Source organism: Gemmatimonadaceae bacterium (assembly GCA_035533015.1).
GTDB lineage: Bacteria > Gemmatimonadota > Gemmatimonadetes > Gemmatimonadales > Gemmatimonadaceae > JAGWRI01.
The window spans coordinates 145,835-161,674 of record DATLUQ010000051.1; the positions used below are offsets into that span (position 1 = coordinate 145,835).

A 15,840-nucleotide genomic window follows, 5' to 3' on the forward strand; every position below is an offset into this window, starting at 1 on the left:
CGTCCGCCCCGTCTCTCGTTGCCCGCCCGTTCGACTCCGTTCAGAACATCGACCGAGCGTTGGCGCACAGTGCCAGGAGTTGGTCATCGGTCATGCTCTGCCAGTTGGCCGGGGCCGGCCACACGCGCCGCCGGTCAATGCGCGACGAGAAGATCAACCCGGGGTTCTCCGCCTGCGGCAATACGCCCCAGTCGAGCGCCATGCGGAAATCCCACTGACTCTCGTCATAGGTCTCCCACTCGATGCGATCGGAATCAACGAGAATCCGCGCACCGCCGGCGTCACGCAACGCGCCGGATGGGAGACTCTGTGGATTGGGTGGTTGGGCATTCATGGCAGCGTGGTCCGCATAAGTAATGCTGCTCGACGGAGATTCAATCAACCCCTGGCGGGCATTTCGCTCGATCTGACGCCTGGGCGTCGCTGCCTGGCGGCGCCGGCTTCACGAAGCCTAGTGGGCCTACCGGCCGAGTACCTGGAGGGCAAGGTCGACCTTGCCGAACGGGGCCGACACTTGGGCGCCCTGGACGACGGGACGCACCCGGTCGAGCATCTCGCGTGCAATGGCGATGCCCTCGGCCACGGCGTGGTCCCGCGAACGTTCGTTGGCACGACGCATGCGGGCCACGACGGCTTCGGGCACCGCGACTCCGGGGACCTCGTTGGCCAGGAACTCGGCGTTGCGCACCGAGATCAGCGGCCAGATCCCGGCAACCAACGGGATCCGGACGTGAGCGATGCGCGCCATGAACCGTTCCAACTGCTCGACGTCGAACACCGGTTGGGTGATGGCGAATTCCGCGCCTGCGGCGACCTTCCACTCGAACCGCTCGAGTTCGTGGTCGGGATCGACGGCGGCGGGGTTCACGCCCACGCCAATCACGAACCGCGTGGGTTCTCCGATCTGGTTGCCGCCGGGGTCGAGTCCGCGGTTGAGGTTGTGCACCAGGTTGGTGAGCCCGATCGAATCGATGTCGAACACCGCTGTCGCGTCGGGGTAGGGACCCATTTTGGGCGGATCACCGGTGACGACGAGCAGATTGCGCAGCCCGATCGCCGCGGCGCCGAGCAGGTCGGACAGCATGCCGAGCAGGTTGCGGTCGCGGCAGGCGTAGTGCGTGACCGTTTCGATGCCGATCTGCTGCTGGATGAGCACGCTGGTGAGCAAGGCGCCCATGCGGCTCTGGGCGCGCGGTCCGTCGGGAACGTTGACTGCATCGACGCCGGCGTCTTTGAGGCGGCGGACATCGGCGAGCATGCGGGACGCGTCGACCCCGCGCGGCGGTACGATCTCGACCGAGGTGGCCCACTCGCGGGCCGCGATCCGCGCGCCCCAGTGCGAGCGTTCGGCGAGCGGAACCATGGCGGGGAGCGCGAGTGCGGATTCCACCGGTGCGGAGTCGCGCGCTTCGGGGCGAGTGTGCACTTCGGCGAGCCGTGGGGCCAGGGGGCGGACGCCGTCGCCGATCGCGTGGATGTGGGCGGGCGTGGTACCGCAGCATCCGCCGACGATCTTGGCGCCGGCCTGCACGAGGTGACGGGCGTATGTGGCCATGTACTCCGGGCTCGCCATGTACATGCTGCGGCCGCCGACGTCGCGCGGCATGCCGGCGTTGGGCTGGGCGCTGAGCTTGCGCGAGGTGAGCGGCACCATGCGTTCGATGGCTTCGAGGATCGTCTGCGGGCCCACCGAGCAATTGAGGCCGATGACATCGGCGCCCCAGGCGTCGAGGGACCGCGCGATATCTTCAGGGGTGGCGCCGTAGGGGGAGAGCCCGTCCACGCCGATGGTCATCTGGGCGATCACGGGGGTCCCGGCCTCGACATCGCGGGCGGCGCGAATGGCCTGTTCGATTTCGTGGAGGTCGCCGAATGTCTCGAGAATGAACAACTCGGCGCCGCCGTCGCGCAGCCCTTCCATCTGCTCGCGGAAGTAGCCTCGGGCCTCTTCGAGACTGGTCGGCCCGAAGGGCTCGAGGCGCAGGCCGAGCGGGCCGACCGCGCCCGCCACGAGCACGTCGCGGTCGCCGGCCACCTCGCGAGCGATCTGCGCGGCAGCGCGGTTCAACTCGTGCACCTTCGATTCCAGTCCATGCTGGGCGAGCTTGCTCCGATTGGCGCCGAAGCTGTTGGTCTCGAGCACCTGAGCGCCGGCGCGCACGTATTCCTGGTGAATGGCGCGGATGAGTTCGGGGGCGCTGACGTTGAGTTCGTCGTAGCACTGATTGATGAACATGCCGCGCGAATAGAGCATGGTGCCCATCGCTCCGTCGAACACGATGATGCGTGCGGGGTCGAGAAACCGTTGCCGCGAATAGGGAGCGCTCATGTGGTCGATCCCGCCGTCGCGCGCACGGCGTAGTACTTGGCGTCGGGATGGTGCACGATCATCGCCGCCGTGCTCTGCTCGGGCACGAGCTGGTAGGCCGTCGTGAGCGTCAGGCCGAGTTCGCGTTCCGCAGGCAGGAGCTTGAACACCAATTCGTGATCCTCGAGGTCGGGGCAGGCGCCGTAGCCCCACGAGTAGCGTTTGCCGCGTCCGCCGGGAACGCCCAGTTCGTGGCGGATCCGCCGGTGCAGCCATTCGGCCACCGCCTCCGCCGTTTCCACGGCGAGGCCGTGGAGATAGTACGCCTCGGTGTACTCGCCGGCGTGCTGTAGCCGGTCGAACTCGCGCGAGGCTGCATCGCCGACGGTCACGATCTGCAGCGCGACGACGTCCATGTCGCCGGAGTCTACCGAGCGGAAGTAGTCGGCGAGACAGAGGCGGTCGCGGCCGTCCTGTCGCGGGTAGGTGAAGCGGGCGAGCTCGCGGGCCGTGCCGTGGCGGGTGAAGTCCTCCGGGTCGTAAACGATCACGGCATTCCCGCGGGACTGCGCGGGAAAGTATCCATAGACGGCCTGGGGACGCAGCCACTCCTCGCGCCGTGCGCGTGCCTTGATTCGCTCCAGGGTCGGGGCGAACTCATCGTGCACGAGGCGGTCGAATGCCGCGCCGGAGCCGCGCGCGCCCCATTGCAGGCGATACAACTCGTCGACGTCGAGCAGCTCGAATACCTCGTCGAGGGGAATGTCGCGCAACGTGCGGGTGCCGTAGAACGGCGCCGTGGGCACCGGGTGGTCGGCGCGGACGCCGCTGCGTTCCTCGCTCTCGGTGCCGGCGCGCACATCCTTGCCAGCGTCGGAGCGGAGGAACACGTCTCGGCGCGCATCGTCGATCAGTCTGGCCACCGTGGCCTCGCGGCGGCGGGGATCCTGCAGGGCGTCCATCGTCTCCAGCCCCTCGAAGGCGTCCTTGCAGTAGAACACGCCAGCGGCGTACGGGCGTTCGCCGGCCACGAACATGGCTCGCCGGCCGAACCGGCGGTTGATCGCCGCACCGCCGATCAGCACCGGAATGTGCAGGCCGCGCTTGTCCAACTCCTGCACGCAGAGCGGCATCTGCTTGGAAGTCGACACGAGCAGCGCCGAGAGACCGATCGCGTCGGCGTTCACCGCCTGAGCCTTCTCGAGGATCACATTCACCGGCACCTGCTTGCCGAGGTCGAACACCGTATATCCGTTGTTGGAGAGGATCGTGTTGACCAGTGACTTGCCGATGTCGTGGACGTCGCCGTACACGGTGGCGAGAACGACTCGGCCTTTGGTGTAGCCCTCGGATTTGTCCAGGAACCGCTCGAGGTGCTTGACCGCCTTCTTCATCACCTCGGCCGACTGGAGCACGAACGGCAGGATCAGCTCGCCGGCGCCGAACCTGTCGCCCACCTCCTTCATCGCGGGGAGCAGCACATCGTTGAGCACGCGCACGGGGTGTTCTCGCACGCCGGCGGCGTCGAGCACCTGTTCGATGCCTTCCTTCTTGCGGTGGACGACCATCCAGTGGGCCTTCTCACCGGGCGTCATCGCGCTCGTGGGGTCAACCGCCGGCTGGCTTCCCGCGGTGCCGCGCTCCCCGCCGGCCGTGAAGCGATCGATGAAGAGCTGCAGCGCGTCGGGACGCCGGTTGAACACGAGGTCGTCGGCCAGGGCGCGCTCGGCCTGTGAAATTTCGGCGTACGGCACGATGTGCGCCGGATTCACGATTGCCATATCGAGTCCGGCTTCCACGCAGTGGTGCAGAAAGACCGAGTTGAGCACCGCGCGCGCGGCCGGGGCGAGACCGAAGCTCACGTTGGACACCCCGAGCGAGGCGTACACGCCGGGGAGTTCGCGCTTAATGAGCCGGATGCCTTCGATCGTCTCCCGGGCCGAGTCGACCCACTCCTGGTCGCCGGTGGCGAGCGTGAAGGTGAGGGCGTCGTAGATCAGGTCTTCGGGGGCGAGGCCGTACTCGCCGACCACGATATCGTAGATGTTGCGCGCCACTTCGAGCTTGCGTTCGCGGGTCTTGGCCATGCCATGCTCGTCGATCGTGAGCGCGACCAGGGCCGCCCCGTGGCGGCGGGCGATCGGCACCACGAGGTCGATGCGTTGGCGGCCGTTCTCCATGTTGATCGAATTGACGATGGCGCGGCCCGGCACGTGCGCGAGGGCCGCCTCGATCACCGCCGGCTCGGTCGAGTCGATCATCAGCGGCAGTTCCACGCTCATCGAGAGCAGCTTGACGAGGGTGGCCATCTGCTCGGCCTCGTCGGCCCGCTCGGTGACGGCCACGCACACATCGAGGACGTGGGCGCCGGCGTCCTGCTGCTGGCGGGCGACCTGGACGATGCCCTCGTAGTCGTCGGCGAGGAGCAGCTGCTTGACCTTGCGCGAACCCTGCGCGTTGACGCGTTCGCCGATGAGCAGCGGAGGCGGTTGCTGCTCGAGCGGCATGGCGCGCATGGCCGACGAGATGCGGGGCACATGGGCCGCGGGGCGCGATTCCCAGGGGCGGCTGGCGGCGGGTCGTGCATGCACGGCGCTGACGATAGCCGCCAAGTGCGCGGGAGTCGTGCCGCAGCAGCCGCCCACCACGCGTACGCCGAGATCGGCGACGAACTCGGCGAGCATCGCCGCCATCGGTTCGGGCTCGAGGGGGTACACGGCCTCGCCGGCGCCGGTGTTGAGCGGCAAGCCGGCGTTGGGAATGCACGAGATGGGACGTCCGGCGTTCTCGGTGAGGTAGCGCACCGGCTCACGCATGTGCTCGGGTCCGGTGGAGCAGTTGAGGCCGATCACGTCCGCGCGTAGCGCCTCGAGCGTGGTGAGCGCACTGGCCACGTCCGTGCCGAGGAGCATGCGGCCGCTCACATCGAGCGTGATCTGCGTCTGCACCGGGATGCGGCGGCCGAGTTCGGCGAACAGGCGCTCGAACCCCGTGAGGGCGGCCTTGACTTCGAGGATATCCTGCGCCGTCTCCACGAGCAGCACGTCCACCCCGCCTTCGGCGAGCGCGCGGGCCTGGGCGTAGTAGTTGGCGGCCAGCGCGTCGAACGTGATGTTGGACAGCACCGGGTCGCTGCTCGAGGGGAGCAGCCCGGTGGGTCCGATGGAGCCGGCCACGAAGCGCGGGTGATCGGCCGTGGAGAAGCGGTCGCAGGCGGCGCGGGCGAGGCGGGCCGCCGCGAGGTTCAACTCGTGCGTCTTGGGCTCGATGCCCCACTCGCGGAGGCGGTGCGGGGTGGACTGGAAGGTGCAGGTCTCGACCACGTCGCAGCCTACCGCGAGAAACGACTCGTGGATCTCGCGGATGACATCGGGACGCGTGAGCACGAGGTGGTCGTTACATCCTTCGAGCGAATCCCCACCGAAGTCTTCCGCCCGGAGATGGTATCGTTGAATATTGGTACCCATCGCGCCATCGAAGACGAGGACGCGGTGGGAGAGCTCGGCGAGGTAGGTACCTGGCGGCGGACGGTTGGCCATCGACGGGGTGCCGGAAAACAAGAGAGGCCCGGAGCAAGGAGCGCCGAGCCAGGCGCTTTAGCGAATCTTTAACGTGGCCGCAATTTGCCGGAAATCGCCACGAACACTTGTGCTTCTCCATATTAGCGGGTCGGCGACCCGGGCGGCAAGCAAACTGCCGGGTCAGCGTCCACCTCTGGTGACGGGTCAACGATGTCAGATCACACGGTGAATTCCCCCGGTGCCGGGGGGCTGCATCCGGCGCTGGAGCCGTTCAAGGAACTGCTCCGGCAGTCGCCGGTGGCGATCACGGTGATGGACATCGACGCGCACATCCTGATGTGGAGTTCCGAGGCTGAGCGACTGTTCGGGTGGAAGGAAGAGGAGGTGGTGGGCCGGACCCCGCTCCACGTTCCCCCCGAGGCGGTGGCCAAGATGTTCGAACACATCCGCAATGCCGCCGAGGGGAACCCGGCCCGTGGAACCGAGGTGGTGCGGATGCGGCGGGACGGGACGCGGGTGAACGTGCTGATCCATACCGCGGCGATTCGGGATCCGGAGGGCCAGGTGGTGGGGATCATGGGGATGTTCGTGGATGTCACCGAGCGGCGGCAGATCGAGATGCGCTTGCGCAACGCTCAGAAGATGGAGGCGGTGGGACTGCTGGCTGGTGGCGTGGCGCACGATTTCAACAATCTGCTCACGGCGATCAAGGGATTCTCGTCGCTGCTGCTGGAAGCCGTGGGTGAGAACCAGGCGGCACAGGAGTGCGTGGACGAGATTGTGCGGGCGGCGGAACGTGCTGCGGGACTCACGGGGCAGCTGCTCGCCTTCAGTCGGCGCCAGCTGTTGCGGCCCGAGATCCTGGACCTCAACCGGCGCCTGTCGGCCATGCATCCGATGTTGCGCGTGCTGGCGGCCAGCAATATCGAACTGAAGCTCGAGCTGGGTGACGAGGTCGGATTGGTGATGGCCGACCCGGTGCAGTTCGAACAGGTGGTGCTGAATCTCGTGATGAACGCGCGTGAAGCGATCGTGGAACGCGGCAAGATCACGATGCGTACGAGAGTCGTGACGTTGGAGAAGGAGTTCGCAAAATGGGGGGTCACCCCGCGGCCGGGGCCGTACGTACGTCTGGACGTGATCGATACGGGGAAGGGCATGGATCCGCTCTCCCTGACACGGGCGTTCGATCCATTCTACACGACCAAGGAAGCGGGGACCGGGCTCGGCCTGGCCACGGTGTTCGGCATCGTGAAGCAGAGTGGGGGCTACGTGTGGCCCACCGCCACCTCGGCCAAGGGGACGACGTTCTCCGTCTACCTGCCGCGTGTGGAGGCGGAGGACGACGTGATCACGGCCGTGGCGAGCGCGGGGACGGGACCGGTCGCCGACCGGCCGTCCGAGACGCCGGCCGATACCGCGGCGGTGACCCGGGCGGCCGGCCCGGCCCGCCTGCTGCGGCTCGTGCCCGGGGGGCCGAGCAAGGAAGCGCGGCCGGGCCGTCGGGCGCTCGACGCCCCGCGGCCGGCGGTGTCGGGGCGCCTCACGGTGATGGTCGTGGACGACGACGAAGCGGTGCGCGACATGATGCGGCGCACGTTGTCCCGCCGCCGCCATACCGTACTCGACGCGGCGTCGGGTGCCGAGGCGCTGCAGGTGAGCCGGCTATTCACCGATAATATCGATTTGCTAATAACAGACATCCGCATGCGCGGTATGACGGGGCTGGAATTGCGTGATGCGTTCGCGACCGAACGGCCGGCGATGCGCGTGTTGTTCATGTCCGGCCATGCCGACGAGTTCATGCGCGGCGAACTCCGCGACCACCAGACGCCCTTCCTCGGCAAGCCATTCAGCATGGAGGAACTGGACGAAGCGATTCGACGGGCGATGGCGCCCGGGCCGACCGCCTAGTCCTCTCCGGCCACGCGGCGCACGGCGGCCACGTCTACGCCGTCCAGCTCCACGATCTTCGTGCGCGCCGCGTGGCCGCTCACGATGCGCACCGACTGCCGCGTCAGGCCGAACCGCTCGGCCAGGAATGCCACCAGCGCTTCGTTGGCCGCGCCATCCACCGGCGGCGCACAGAGGCGCACCTTGAGCGCGTCGCCGTGGACGCCGGCGATCTCCGTGCGGGCGGCCCGCGGCTGCGCCCGCACGCTGACCCGCACGCCGCCCGGACGCGGCCGGACGTCGAGCGCCACTACGGGATGTGCAGCAGGCTCTGCACCAGCCAGAGCAGGAAGTAGGCGACCACCGGCGTCACGTCGACGGCGCCGAAGAGCGGCACGACGGCGCGTAGCGGACGGAGCAGCCACTCCGTGAGCCGGTAGCTCCACCGCACCCACCAGGCGTATGGCGAGGCGGGGATCCACGACACGAGCACCCGCACGATCAACGCCAGCCGCAGGATCATGAACACCCACGACAGCACGAGGACGGGTGCCTGCGACGGGTGGCCTGCCACCCACATCACCTGCAGCACGACACCGGCGAATGCCTGCACGGCGCTCAGCAACAGCATGCCGGCGACGAGCAGAATCACGAGCCCCCACCATGGGGCGCTGGTCGCGTGACCTCCAGTGCGGAGCAGGAACCGCTCCACCGGGGCGAGCAGGGGATCCACCCACCGCCGCGCGAAGCGCCCCGCCCAGGTGAAGGGCCCCAGACGGCGCGTGCGCACGCCCCATGCAATGCCGGCGCCGACGGCGGCCAGCACGCCGACCGCGAGCAGCACGCCGCGCAGTATCATCATGATCGCGGCGGCGGCACCGATGGTTTGCGTCATTCCCGTAACCTCAACCGCGGAGGTCGGCGATTCAAGGGCGTGGGCGGCGGAGCAGGCCGCGTGCCCGCCAGAGCCCGCGGAGCCGCGCCCACACCCCCGGGCCGTGGAGCGCCGTCAGGGCGCCATCGAAGGCGTTGCGCAGCGTGGGCCCATACGGGAACCACCAGACTTGTCGCAGCCCCGGAGCCCGCTCGACCACCACCGTCTTGCTGCGCACGCATTCGCGCAGGCCCGCAATGCCATGCGCGCGTCCTGACCCGCTCGCCTTCACTCCGCCGTGCGGCACGTCGCTCATGCCGGCCACCACCACCGAGTCGTTGAGCACCACGCTTCCCACATCCAAGCGGGCGGCCACGGCCAGCGCGCGCGGGCGGTTGCGGCTCCAAACGCTGGCGCTCAGGCCGTATGGCGAATCGTTGGCGCGCGCCACTGCGTCCTCATCGTCGCGTACCCGCACCATGGGCAGCACCGGGCCAAACGTCTCCTCGCGCAGCACGCGCATGTCGGAGGTGACGTCGGTGAGCAGCACCGGCGCGAACACGCGGGCAGCCGTGCGGTCGGCAGAGGCGGCAACCTTTGCGCCACGCGCCAGCGCGTCGTCGAACTGCGCCTGGAGGCGCGCGGTCTGCTCCGGACGGATGAGGGGCCCCGTCTCAGCCGACATGCGGTCGTTGCTTGCATTGATGCGCCGCACGCGGTCGGAGAGCAGAGCGGCGAAGCGGTCGTAAACGGCTTCGTGGACGAACAATCGCTTGGGCGCCACGCAGGTCTGCCCGCTGTTCGAGAACCGTCCCCAGGCGAGGCCTTCGGCGGCCCGTTCGAGGTCGGCGTCGTCGAGCACGATCGCGGCGTCGCTGCCGCCCAGTTCCAGGACACAGGGAATGAGGCGGGCCCCGCATTCGGCCGCCACTTTGCGCCCGGTCGCTTCGCTACCGGTGAAGAAGAACTTGTCGCATCCGTGCTCGATGAGCGCGGCCCCGGTGATGCGCTCACCGGGCAGCACGCGAAAGATGCCGCGCGGCAGTCCCGCCTCGTCGAGCAGGCTGGCGATGAGCAAGCCGCTCTCCGTGGTGAATTCCGACGGCTTGAGCAGTACCGCGTTGCCGGCCACGAGCGCCGGCAGGACGATGGCCGCGGGGAGCATGAACGGGTAGTTCCACGGGGCGATCACGCCGATGACCCCGAACGGTTCCACCGAAATCAGCACGCGCTTGCGCCACGTGGCCGGGCTGGCACCGGTTCGCGCCGACGGTCGAAGTTCGCGGAGGACTTTCCGGCTGCCGTAGTATCGCGCGAAGTCGAGCGTGACGAGCACCTCGCTCAGCGCTTCGACCGGGGGCTTTCCGTTCTCGCGGCCGACGGTGGCGGCGACCTCGTCCCGGCGCGCGAAGAGCACGTCGTGAAACCGCTCGAGGATGCGCGCACGCTCGCGCACGGGTGTGGCGCGCCATGCGGGCTGGGCGTGCCGAGCGGCGGCGAGGGCGGCGGCGATGTCGGCCGAGCTCGTGCTCTCGTACCGGCTCCAGACCTCGCCGGTGGCCGGGTCGCGAGACTCGACGAAGCGTGGGGCGGGCAAATCCGTGGGGGGGGCCGGTATTGGGGACGCCATCCATTAAACGTGCCCGCGCGGAAGGAAAGGGGAAAGTGGGCGTTCCCCGAACGGCAGCCGGAGGTTGCCGGACGGCACGGTGGCGGCCAACACGGCCGTACCGGACCGGTTCGGGTTAGATTCGGCGTATGAGCGAACGGCACTATTGGTTGGTGAAGAGCGAGCCCGGCTCGTTCTCGTTCGACGATCTCGTGGGGTGCCCTGCCAAGACCACCTCGTGGGACGGGGTGCGCAATTACCAGGCCCGCAACTTGATGCGCGACGGGATGAAGCACGGCGACCTGGTGCTGTTCTACCACAGCAACGCCGAACCCACGGCTGTGGTAGGCGTGGCACGGGTGGTGCGCGAGGCGTATCCCGATTCCACGGCGTTCGACCCGCGCGATCCCCACCACGACCCCAAGTCGAAGCGCGAGGCTCCTACCTGGATGATGGTGGATCTGCAGGCCGTGGAACGATTCACGCGTCCGGTGACGCTGGCCGAGCTTCGCGATGTGAGGGGCCTCCACGCGATGGCCCTGCTGCAGAAGGGGAGCCGGCTGTCGGTGCAATCGGTGACGCCCCGCCAATTCGAGATCGTGCGGAAGCTCGGAGCGCCGACGGCCGTCTGATCAGAGCAAGCTCTGGCGGTGAGCAATGTACAGCCACACGCCGCTCGAAAATCCGACGGCCACCACCGACCATCGCACCCACGCCTGTGGCACGCGTTGCGCCATCCGCGCACCGCCGTAGCCGCCGGCGATCGAACCCGCGGCCATGGCGAGCGCGATGTGCCAGCTCACCAGTCCGCCGACGATGAAGATGCCGGCCGCCATCGCGTTGATGCACAGGCCACCCCACGCTTTGAGCCCGTTCATGCGGTGGATGTTGGCCAATCCCATGAAGCCGAGGGCGGCGAGCATGAGAATTCCGATGCCGGCGCCGAAATAGCCGCCGTACACGCTGACCGGGAGTTGTGCGAGCAACACGCCGGCGCCCGGGCGGTCGGTGGTGATGGCGACGTCGCCGTCCGCGGTGGCGGGTCCGGTCGCCCCGCGCACGCGGAGCGCGCGCTGCAACGGGGCCTGGAGGACGAAAATGGCGGTGGCGCCCAGTACGAGCCACGGCACGAGGGCGGCGAATCGATCGGCGGGGGTGCGCAAGAGAAGCCAGGCGCCCGCGGCCCCGCCGACCACGCTGGGGACCGCGAACCAGAGTGCCCATCGCCGCGCGCCGGCGAGTTCGTTGCGGTAGCCCCACATGCTGCCGGCGGACCCGGGCCAGAGCGCGACGGTGCTCGTGGCGTTGGCGATGATGGGCGGGACGCCGAGCCCGATCAGCGCCGGGAAGGTGAGCAGCGTGCCGCCACCGGCAATTGCATTCACGCCGCCCGCTACCGCCGAGACCAGGACCACGGCGGCGAGCCGCGCCGCGGACGGAAGGGGAAGGGCGGTCAGGGGCATACCTGCGGGTGACGGGAGCAGTGTCGGTGTTCCTACCGAAGGGATGTCAGGGTTCGTAGCGATCCGGAAACAACACTCTCCTGACAGTCGTGGCAATGCCGTTTGGGTGTGCCTTCCCATAGATTGGAAGGACGCGGCCGGAGCACTCGGCCCGCCGGAGTACACCCACGGAGAACGTAGCATGCCCAAGACACTGACTGAGTCTGGCGCCGCAGGGGCAGCTGCCGCGACGCTCGAGATCAAAGACACGCGCAAGGATGCCGCCGGAGCAGCTGCCGCGGCGCTCGAGATCAAGGACACACGGACCGGGGCTGGCTATTCGGTTCCGATCCTCACGGAGGGAGTGGAGGGAGATACCACCATCCGTGCCATGGACTTGCGCAAGATCAAGACCAAACCCGAAGAATTCGGGCTGATGACGTATGATCCGGCGTTCATGAACACGGCCTCGTGCAAGAGTGCCATCACGTTCATCGACGGCGACAAGGGGATTCTGCGGTACCGCGGCTATCCCATCGAGCAGCTCGCCGAGAACGCGACGTTCCTCGAGGTGGCGTGGCTGCTGCGGCATGGGGAGTTGCCGAACAAGGACGAGTACAAGCAGTGGGTGCGCGACATCACGTTCCACACCTATGTGCATGAGAACATCAAAGGGTTCCTGCAGGGGTTCCGGTACGACGCGCACCCGATGTCGATGCTCTGCAGCACGGTGGCGGCGCTGTCGTCGTTCTATCCCGACGCCAAGAATATCGCCGACCCCGAGCAGCGAAACATCTCGATCATCCGGCTGCTGGCCAAGGTGCCGACGCTGGCGGCGTTTGCGTACCGGCACGTGAAGGGGCTGCCGTTCATCTATCCCGACAACGATCTCAGCTACGTCGAGAACTTCCTCTCGATGGTGGCGCGGATGTCGGAATCGAAATACGAAGGGAATCCGGTGTTCGTGAAGGCGTTGGAGATATTGTTCATCCTGCACGCCGACCACGAGCAGAACTGTTCCACGAACGCGGTGCGCGCTGTCGGGTCGTCACACGTCGATCCCTTCTCGGCGGTGGCGGCCGGGATCGCCGCACTGTTCGGTCCGCTGCACGGCGGTGCGAACGAGCAGGTGCTGCTTATGATCAAGGAAATCGGCCACAAGAAGAACGTGCCGGCGTTCATCGAGTCGGTGAAGGGCGGCAGCGGTCGACTCATGGGCTTCGGACACCGCGTATACAAGAGCTACGATCCGCGGGCCAAGATCGTGAAGAAACTGGCCTACGAGGTGTTTGAGCAGGTGGGCATGGACAAGGATCTCGAGATCGCGCTGGAACTCGAGCGCATCGCGCTGTCCGACGACTACTTCGTGTCGCGCAAGCTCTACCCGAACGTGGATTTCTACACCGGGCTGATCTACCGCTCGATGGCCTTCCCCACCGATTTCTTCACGGTGCTGTTCGCCGTGGCGCGTACGGCCGGTTGGCTCTCCCAGTGGGAGGAGATGCTCAACGACAAGGAGCAGAAGATCGCGCGGCCGCGGCAGATTTACATCGGGCGGGGGGAGCGGGCGTACAAGAGCAACCTGCGCTGACGATGAATGATGGTCCCACCCTGCATCAATAGCAGGGTGGGCGCTTTCAGCGGTTAGCCTGCCGCAAAGGCAAACGGGACGCATCGCGAAGCCACGATGCGTCCCGATGTCGCTTCCAGCGACCGCGAACTCCGGGCCTGGTGTCGCAGGCGGTGGGGCCGGTGGTGCTACGTCCGCTGTTTGGCGATCGCCTGCACTTCGATCAGGCACCCCGGCTTCAGTTCGCTCACCGGCACGATCGCCCGGGCCGGGCGGTGGTCGCCGAGCATGCGCGCGAACACCCCATTGACCGGTCCCCAGAGTTCGCGTCCGGTGACGAACAGGGTCACCGAGAGCAGCTGGTCGAGTCCACTGTTCGCGGCCTCCAGCACCGCGGCGACGTTGCGGAGCACCTGTTCGGTCTGCGCTTCAATGTCGCCGTCGCCCACGACCTGGGCGGTGATGGGATCAAGTGGCAACTGCCCAGCAACGTAGACGAGCCCGTCGTGGATGATGCCTTGGGAGTAATGGCCTGCGGGAGTGGGGGCAGCGGGGGTCGAGATCGAGTGCATTGCTCGCGTAGGAGTGTAGGAGTGTAGGAGTGTAGGAGTCTAGGAGGGAAAGACAGCGAGGAATGGCGAGGCTTCAGGCGGCGCCTTTCCCTTCCCGTGCTTCCTATTCTCCTACCGAGTTCAAGATCAGACTGCAACACGTCACACCGCCCTCCGCTTTGGCCAATTCGGAGGCCGGCACTGTGTGAGCGAGCAACCCCCGTCGCTCGATACGCTCCAGGGTGCGCGGGAACTCGGCGGGGTAGATGAGCGCCTCGCCGATGCGGAGCACGTTGGCGGCGTACGGCTCGAACGGGTGCACGTCGAGCAGGTCGAATCCTCGGAACGCCTGGGCGTGGGTCCAGGCACGGTTGATGAGTAGAGTGGTATCAGTCAGCGAGGTCACCGCGGACTTGAGGTGCAGGCAGCCGTGCACCGGCACCGGCTCCACCGTGTAGCCGAATGGGCGGAGTTCGGCGCAGAGCTGCTCCACCCCGGCGTCGTTGCTGCGCGACGACCGGCCCACGAACACGCGTCGACCCACCACGAGCACGTCGCCGCCATCGAGGGTGCCGGGAGCGAGGATCCGGACCACGTTGCGGTACGGCGCGAGCGCGCGCTCGGCGGCGGGCAGTTCGGGGCGCCGCGACTCGGCGCCCGGTCGCGTCATCACCGCGATCTCATCGACCACGACCGCGGTATCCTCGACGAACACCGCGTCGGGCAGGTTGGGGGCCGCGTCCACGTGCCGCACCGTGCAGCCGGCGATGAGGAGCGCTTGTTCGTAGGCGTCGTGCTGGGCGCGCGCCGCGGCGACGTCGATCGGCACGCGCTTGCGATGCGTGAGCTCGCAGTCCGTGATGGCGTCGGTCACCGCGCGGGTGAGCGCGAGGCGAGATGGGCCCGGATCGACGGTGAACGAGGCAGCCATTCGGCAGACGCCCGTCAGCGGGGGCCGGTGTCCGGCCGCGCCGATCGCGACGACACGAGCAGCATGTCAGCGATGCGCCACGCGCCGTCGGCGGTGGCGTGGAGCGCAATCGTGACGGTGTGGCCGCACAAGGGACCGCACCGCCAGTCCACGAATACCACCGCGGACTGGCGGCGGGCGTCGAATCCGACCGGCGAGAACCAGAGGAATCCCGAGGCGCCGCCGTGATGCTCCTTGAATGCCTTCCAGCGCGCCGTGTCCGGCTGGGCGACCACCACGGCTGCCGAGTCGGGGGCGACGGCCTGTAGCAAACGCTGCCCGTCGGGCACGGCGGCGAGCGTCAGAGGCGACGCGGTACGCGCCATCAAATCGGCGCGCGTGGCCAGCGCCGACGCGCTGTCGCCGTCGGCCCACCATAGTGGATCGAGCCCCCACCGGCTCAGGAGCGGATGGCACGGCTGGCTCATACACGCGGTATCGAGCGACGCGGTGACGATCCCGACCGACCGCGCCGTGGTGCGCACGTAGACCGATTCGGCGACCAGGCGGTATATGGCGGTCTCGGCGGGAGTGGCGGCGCGCACCGGAGTAGGCGCCGTGGACTGCTGGCGCACGCACGCGCCCGAGACAAGTGCGGCGCCGGCTGCGAGGACGCGCGCCCATCCATGGCGGGCGCGGGGTCGAGTGGCGGACGGGGGGGAGGGCATGGCCCCTACGGTACGCCGATCCGCCGGGGGCGAAAGAACCGGCGGATTAATTCAAGATGACGATTTGCTTACTTCCGGATGCGCGCGCCGATCTGCTCACTGATGCCGATGGCGGCCGTGCCCACCAGCAGGTGGACCACGCGGACGAGCCAGTGCATGTCGCCGACCATGACGGTGGTCTGCGTCATGCCAAGGCCGAGGACGATGAAGCCGCCGACGGCGGCGTTGGCCACGAGCCCCATGCCCACCTTGGCCCTGGCGCCGAGCGCGGCCAGGAACCAGAGGCCGAGGACGAAGATGCCGCCGATCGCCATGTGGAGGCTGACGAGTTGGACTGCGTGCCCGGTCCAGAAGAGAACGCCGAGCACGAGGAGGACGAGGAAGCAGAGGCGGATGAGCATCTGCGTGACGATCGTGGCGGTGCGCATGCAGGA

At 67.9% G+C, this 15,840-nt stretch carries 14 protein-coding genes and 1 riboswitch; of the genes, 3 read left to right on the plus strand and 11 right to left on the minus strand.

All coding sequences use genetic code 11. The features are described 5' to 3' along the window. Positions 1-40: 40 nt before the first annotated feature. From VNF92_10535 to metH, 3 genes are all read right to left on the minus strand, one after another. The gene (locus VNF92_10535) at positions 41-334 is read right to left on the minus strand and encodes a hypothetical protein (protein ID HVA58317.1); all 294 of its coding nucleotides are present in this window, start codon (positions 332-334) and stop codon (positions 41-43) included. A 126-nt stretch (positions 335-460) separates the two neighbouring features. After that, positions 461-2,329: a bifunctional homocysteine S-methyltransferase/methylenetetrahydrofolate reductase gene (locus tag VNF92_10540; GenBank protein ID HVA58318.1), complete on the minus strand. Its 1,869-nt coding sequence runs from the start codon at positions 2,327-2,329 to the stop codon at positions 461-463. Next, positions 2,326-5,847 carry a methionine synthase gene (gene metH / locus VNF92_10545; protein HVA58319.1) on the minus strand — a complete coding sequence of 1,174 codons (3,522 nt, stop codon included), beginning with the start codon at positions 5,845-5,847 and terminating at the stop codon, positions 2,326-2,328. The genes VNF92_10540 and metH overlap by 4 nt, the downstream gene beginning before the upstream one ends. A 37-nt stretch (positions 5,848-5,884) precedes the next feature. Continuing rightward, positions 5,885-5,958, minus strand: a riboswitch (SAM riboswitch). A gap of 81 nt (positions 5,959-6,039) precedes the next feature. Here metH and VNF92_10550 point away from each other — a divergent pair. Next, positions 6,040-7,743 carry a PAS domain S-box protein gene (locus VNF92_10550; GenBank protein ID HVA58320.1) on the plus strand — a complete coding sequence of 568 codons (1,704 nt, stop codon included), beginning with the start codon at positions 6,040-6,042 and terminating at the stop codon, positions 7,741-7,743. On the opposite strand, the gene VNF92_10555 is transcribed toward VNF92_10550, so the two are convergent. Genes VNF92_10555 through VNF92_10565 form a run of 3 tightly spaced genes read right to left on the minus strand, consistent with a single transcriptional unit; the run spans position 7,740 to position 10,193 of the window. Continuing rightward, complete coding sequence (locus VNF92_10555) at positions 7,740-8,033, minus strand: DUF167 domain-containing protein (GenBank protein HVA58321.1); 294 nt, start codon at positions 8,031-8,033, stop codon at positions 7,740-7,742. The two genes, VNF92_10550 and VNF92_10555, sit on opposite strands and share 4 nt — an antisense overlap. Then, positions 8,033-8,617, minus strand: a complete 585-nt coding sequence (locus tag VNF92_10560; GenBank protein ID HVA58322.1) for a YggT family protein — start codon at positions 8,615-8,617, stop codon at positions 8,033-8,035. The genes VNF92_10555 and VNF92_10560 overlap by 1 nt, the downstream gene beginning before the upstream one ends. A 31-nt stretch (positions 8,618-8,648) precedes the next feature. Continuing rightward, positions 8,649-10,193 (minus strand): aldehyde dehydrogenase family protein, encoded by a 1,545-nt coding sequence (locus tag VNF92_10565; protein ID HVA58323.1) that lies wholly within the window; start codon positions 10,191-10,193, stop codon positions 8,649-8,651. Between the two features lie 161 nt (positions 10,194-10,354). Here VNF92_10565 and VNF92_10570 point away from each other — a divergent pair, with 161 nt between their 5' ends. After that, positions 10,355-10,837 (plus strand): EVE domain-containing protein, encoded by a 483-nt coding sequence (locus tag VNF92_10570; GenBank protein ID HVA58324.1) that lies wholly within the window; start codon positions 10,355-10,357, stop codon positions 10,835-10,837. Here VNF92_10570 and VNF92_10575 read toward each other — a convergent pair whose 3' ends face one another. Continuing rightward, positions 10,838-11,668, minus strand: a complete 831-nt coding sequence (locus VNF92_10575) for a sulfite exporter TauE/SafE family protein (protein ID HVA58325.1) — start codon at positions 11,666-11,668, stop codon at positions 10,838-10,840. A 181-nt stretch (positions 11,669-11,849) separates the two neighbouring features. Here VNF92_10575 and VNF92_10580 point away from each other — a divergent pair, with 181 nt between their 5' ends. Continuing rightward, positions 11,850-13,238, plus strand: a complete 1,389-nt coding sequence (locus VNF92_10580; GenBank protein HVA58326.1) for a citrate synthase — start codon at positions 11,850-11,852, stop codon at positions 13,236-13,238. Positions 13,239-13,405: 167 nt separating this feature from the next. Here the strand turns inward: VNF92_10580 and VNF92_10585 are convergent, their stop codons facing one another. The 4 genes from VNF92_10585 to VNF92_10600 form a co-directional block, all read right to left on the minus strand. Beyond that, positions 13,406-13,789, minus strand: a complete 384-nt coding sequence (locus tag VNF92_10585; protein HVA58327.1) for a RidA family protein — start codon at positions 13,787-13,789, stop codon at positions 13,406-13,408. A gap of 103 nt (positions 13,790-13,892) precedes the next feature. Continuing rightward, on the minus strand, positions 13,893-14,699 hold the full coding sequence (locus tag VNF92_10590; GenBank protein ID HVA58328.1) for a N(G),N(G)-dimethylarginine dimethylaminohydrolase: 807 nt from the start codon (positions 14,697-14,699) through the stop codon (positions 13,893-13,895). A 14-nt stretch (positions 14,700-14,713) separates the two neighbouring features. Next, positions 14,714-15,283, minus strand: coding sequence for a hypothetical protein (locus tag VNF92_10595; protein ID HVA58329.1), 570 nt, complete (start codon positions 15,281-15,283; stop codon positions 14,714-14,716). Positions 15,284-15,474: 191 nt separating this feature from the next. Next, entirely contained in the window at positions 15,475-15,834 is a 360-nt protein-coding gene (locus VNF92_10600) for a hypothetical protein (GenBank protein HVA58330.1), read from the minus strand. Between the last annotated feature and the right edge of the window lie 6 nt (positions 15,835-15,840).

Excerpts from the sequence above, each read along its gene's own strand:
- VNF92_10585 (HVA58327.1), bottom strand. The coding sequence starts at position 13,789 with ATGCACTCGATCTCGACCCCCGCTGCCCCCACTCCCGCAGGCCATTAC.
- VNF92_10580 (HVA58326.1), top strand. The coding sequence starts at position 11,850 with ATGCCCAAGACACTGACTGAGTCTGGCGCCGCAGGGGCAGCTGCCGCG.
- VNF92_10575 (HVA58325.1), bottom strand. The coding sequence starts at position 11,668 with ATGCCCCTGACCGCCCTTCCCCTTCCGTCCGCGGCGCGGCTCGCCGCC.
- VNF92_10560 (HVA58322.1), bottom strand. The coding sequence starts at position 8,617 with ATGACGCAAACCATCGGTGCCGCCGCCGCGATCATGATGATACTGCGC.
- VNF92_10550 (HVA58320.1), top strand. The coding sequence starts at position 6,040 with ATGTCAGATCACACGGTGAATTCCCCCGGTGCCGGGGGGCTGCATCCG.
- VNF92_10535 (HVA58317.1), bottom strand. The coding sequence starts at position 334 with ATGAATGCCCAACCACCCAATCCACAGAGTCTCCCATCCGGCGCGTTG.
- VNF92_10540 (HVA58318.1), bottom strand. The coding sequence starts at position 2,329 with ATGAGCGCTCCCTATTCGCGGCAACGGTTTCTCGACCCCGCACGCATC.
- VNF92_10590 (HVA58328.1), bottom strand. The coding sequence starts at position 14,699 with ATGGCTGCCTCGTTCACCGTCGATCCGGGCCCATCTCGCCTCGCGCTC.
- metH (HVA58319.1), bottom strand. The coding sequence starts at position 5,847 with ATGGCCAACCGTCCGCCGCCAGGTACCTACCTCGCCGAGCTCTCCCAC.
- VNF92_10570 (HVA58324.1), top strand. The coding sequence starts at position 10,355 with ATGAGCGAACGGCACTATTGGTTGGTGAAGAGCGAGCCCGGCTCGTTC.
- VNF92_10600 (HVA58330.1), bottom strand. The coding sequence starts at position 15,834 with ATGCGCACCGCCACGATCGTCACGCAGATGCTCATCCGCCTCTGCTTC.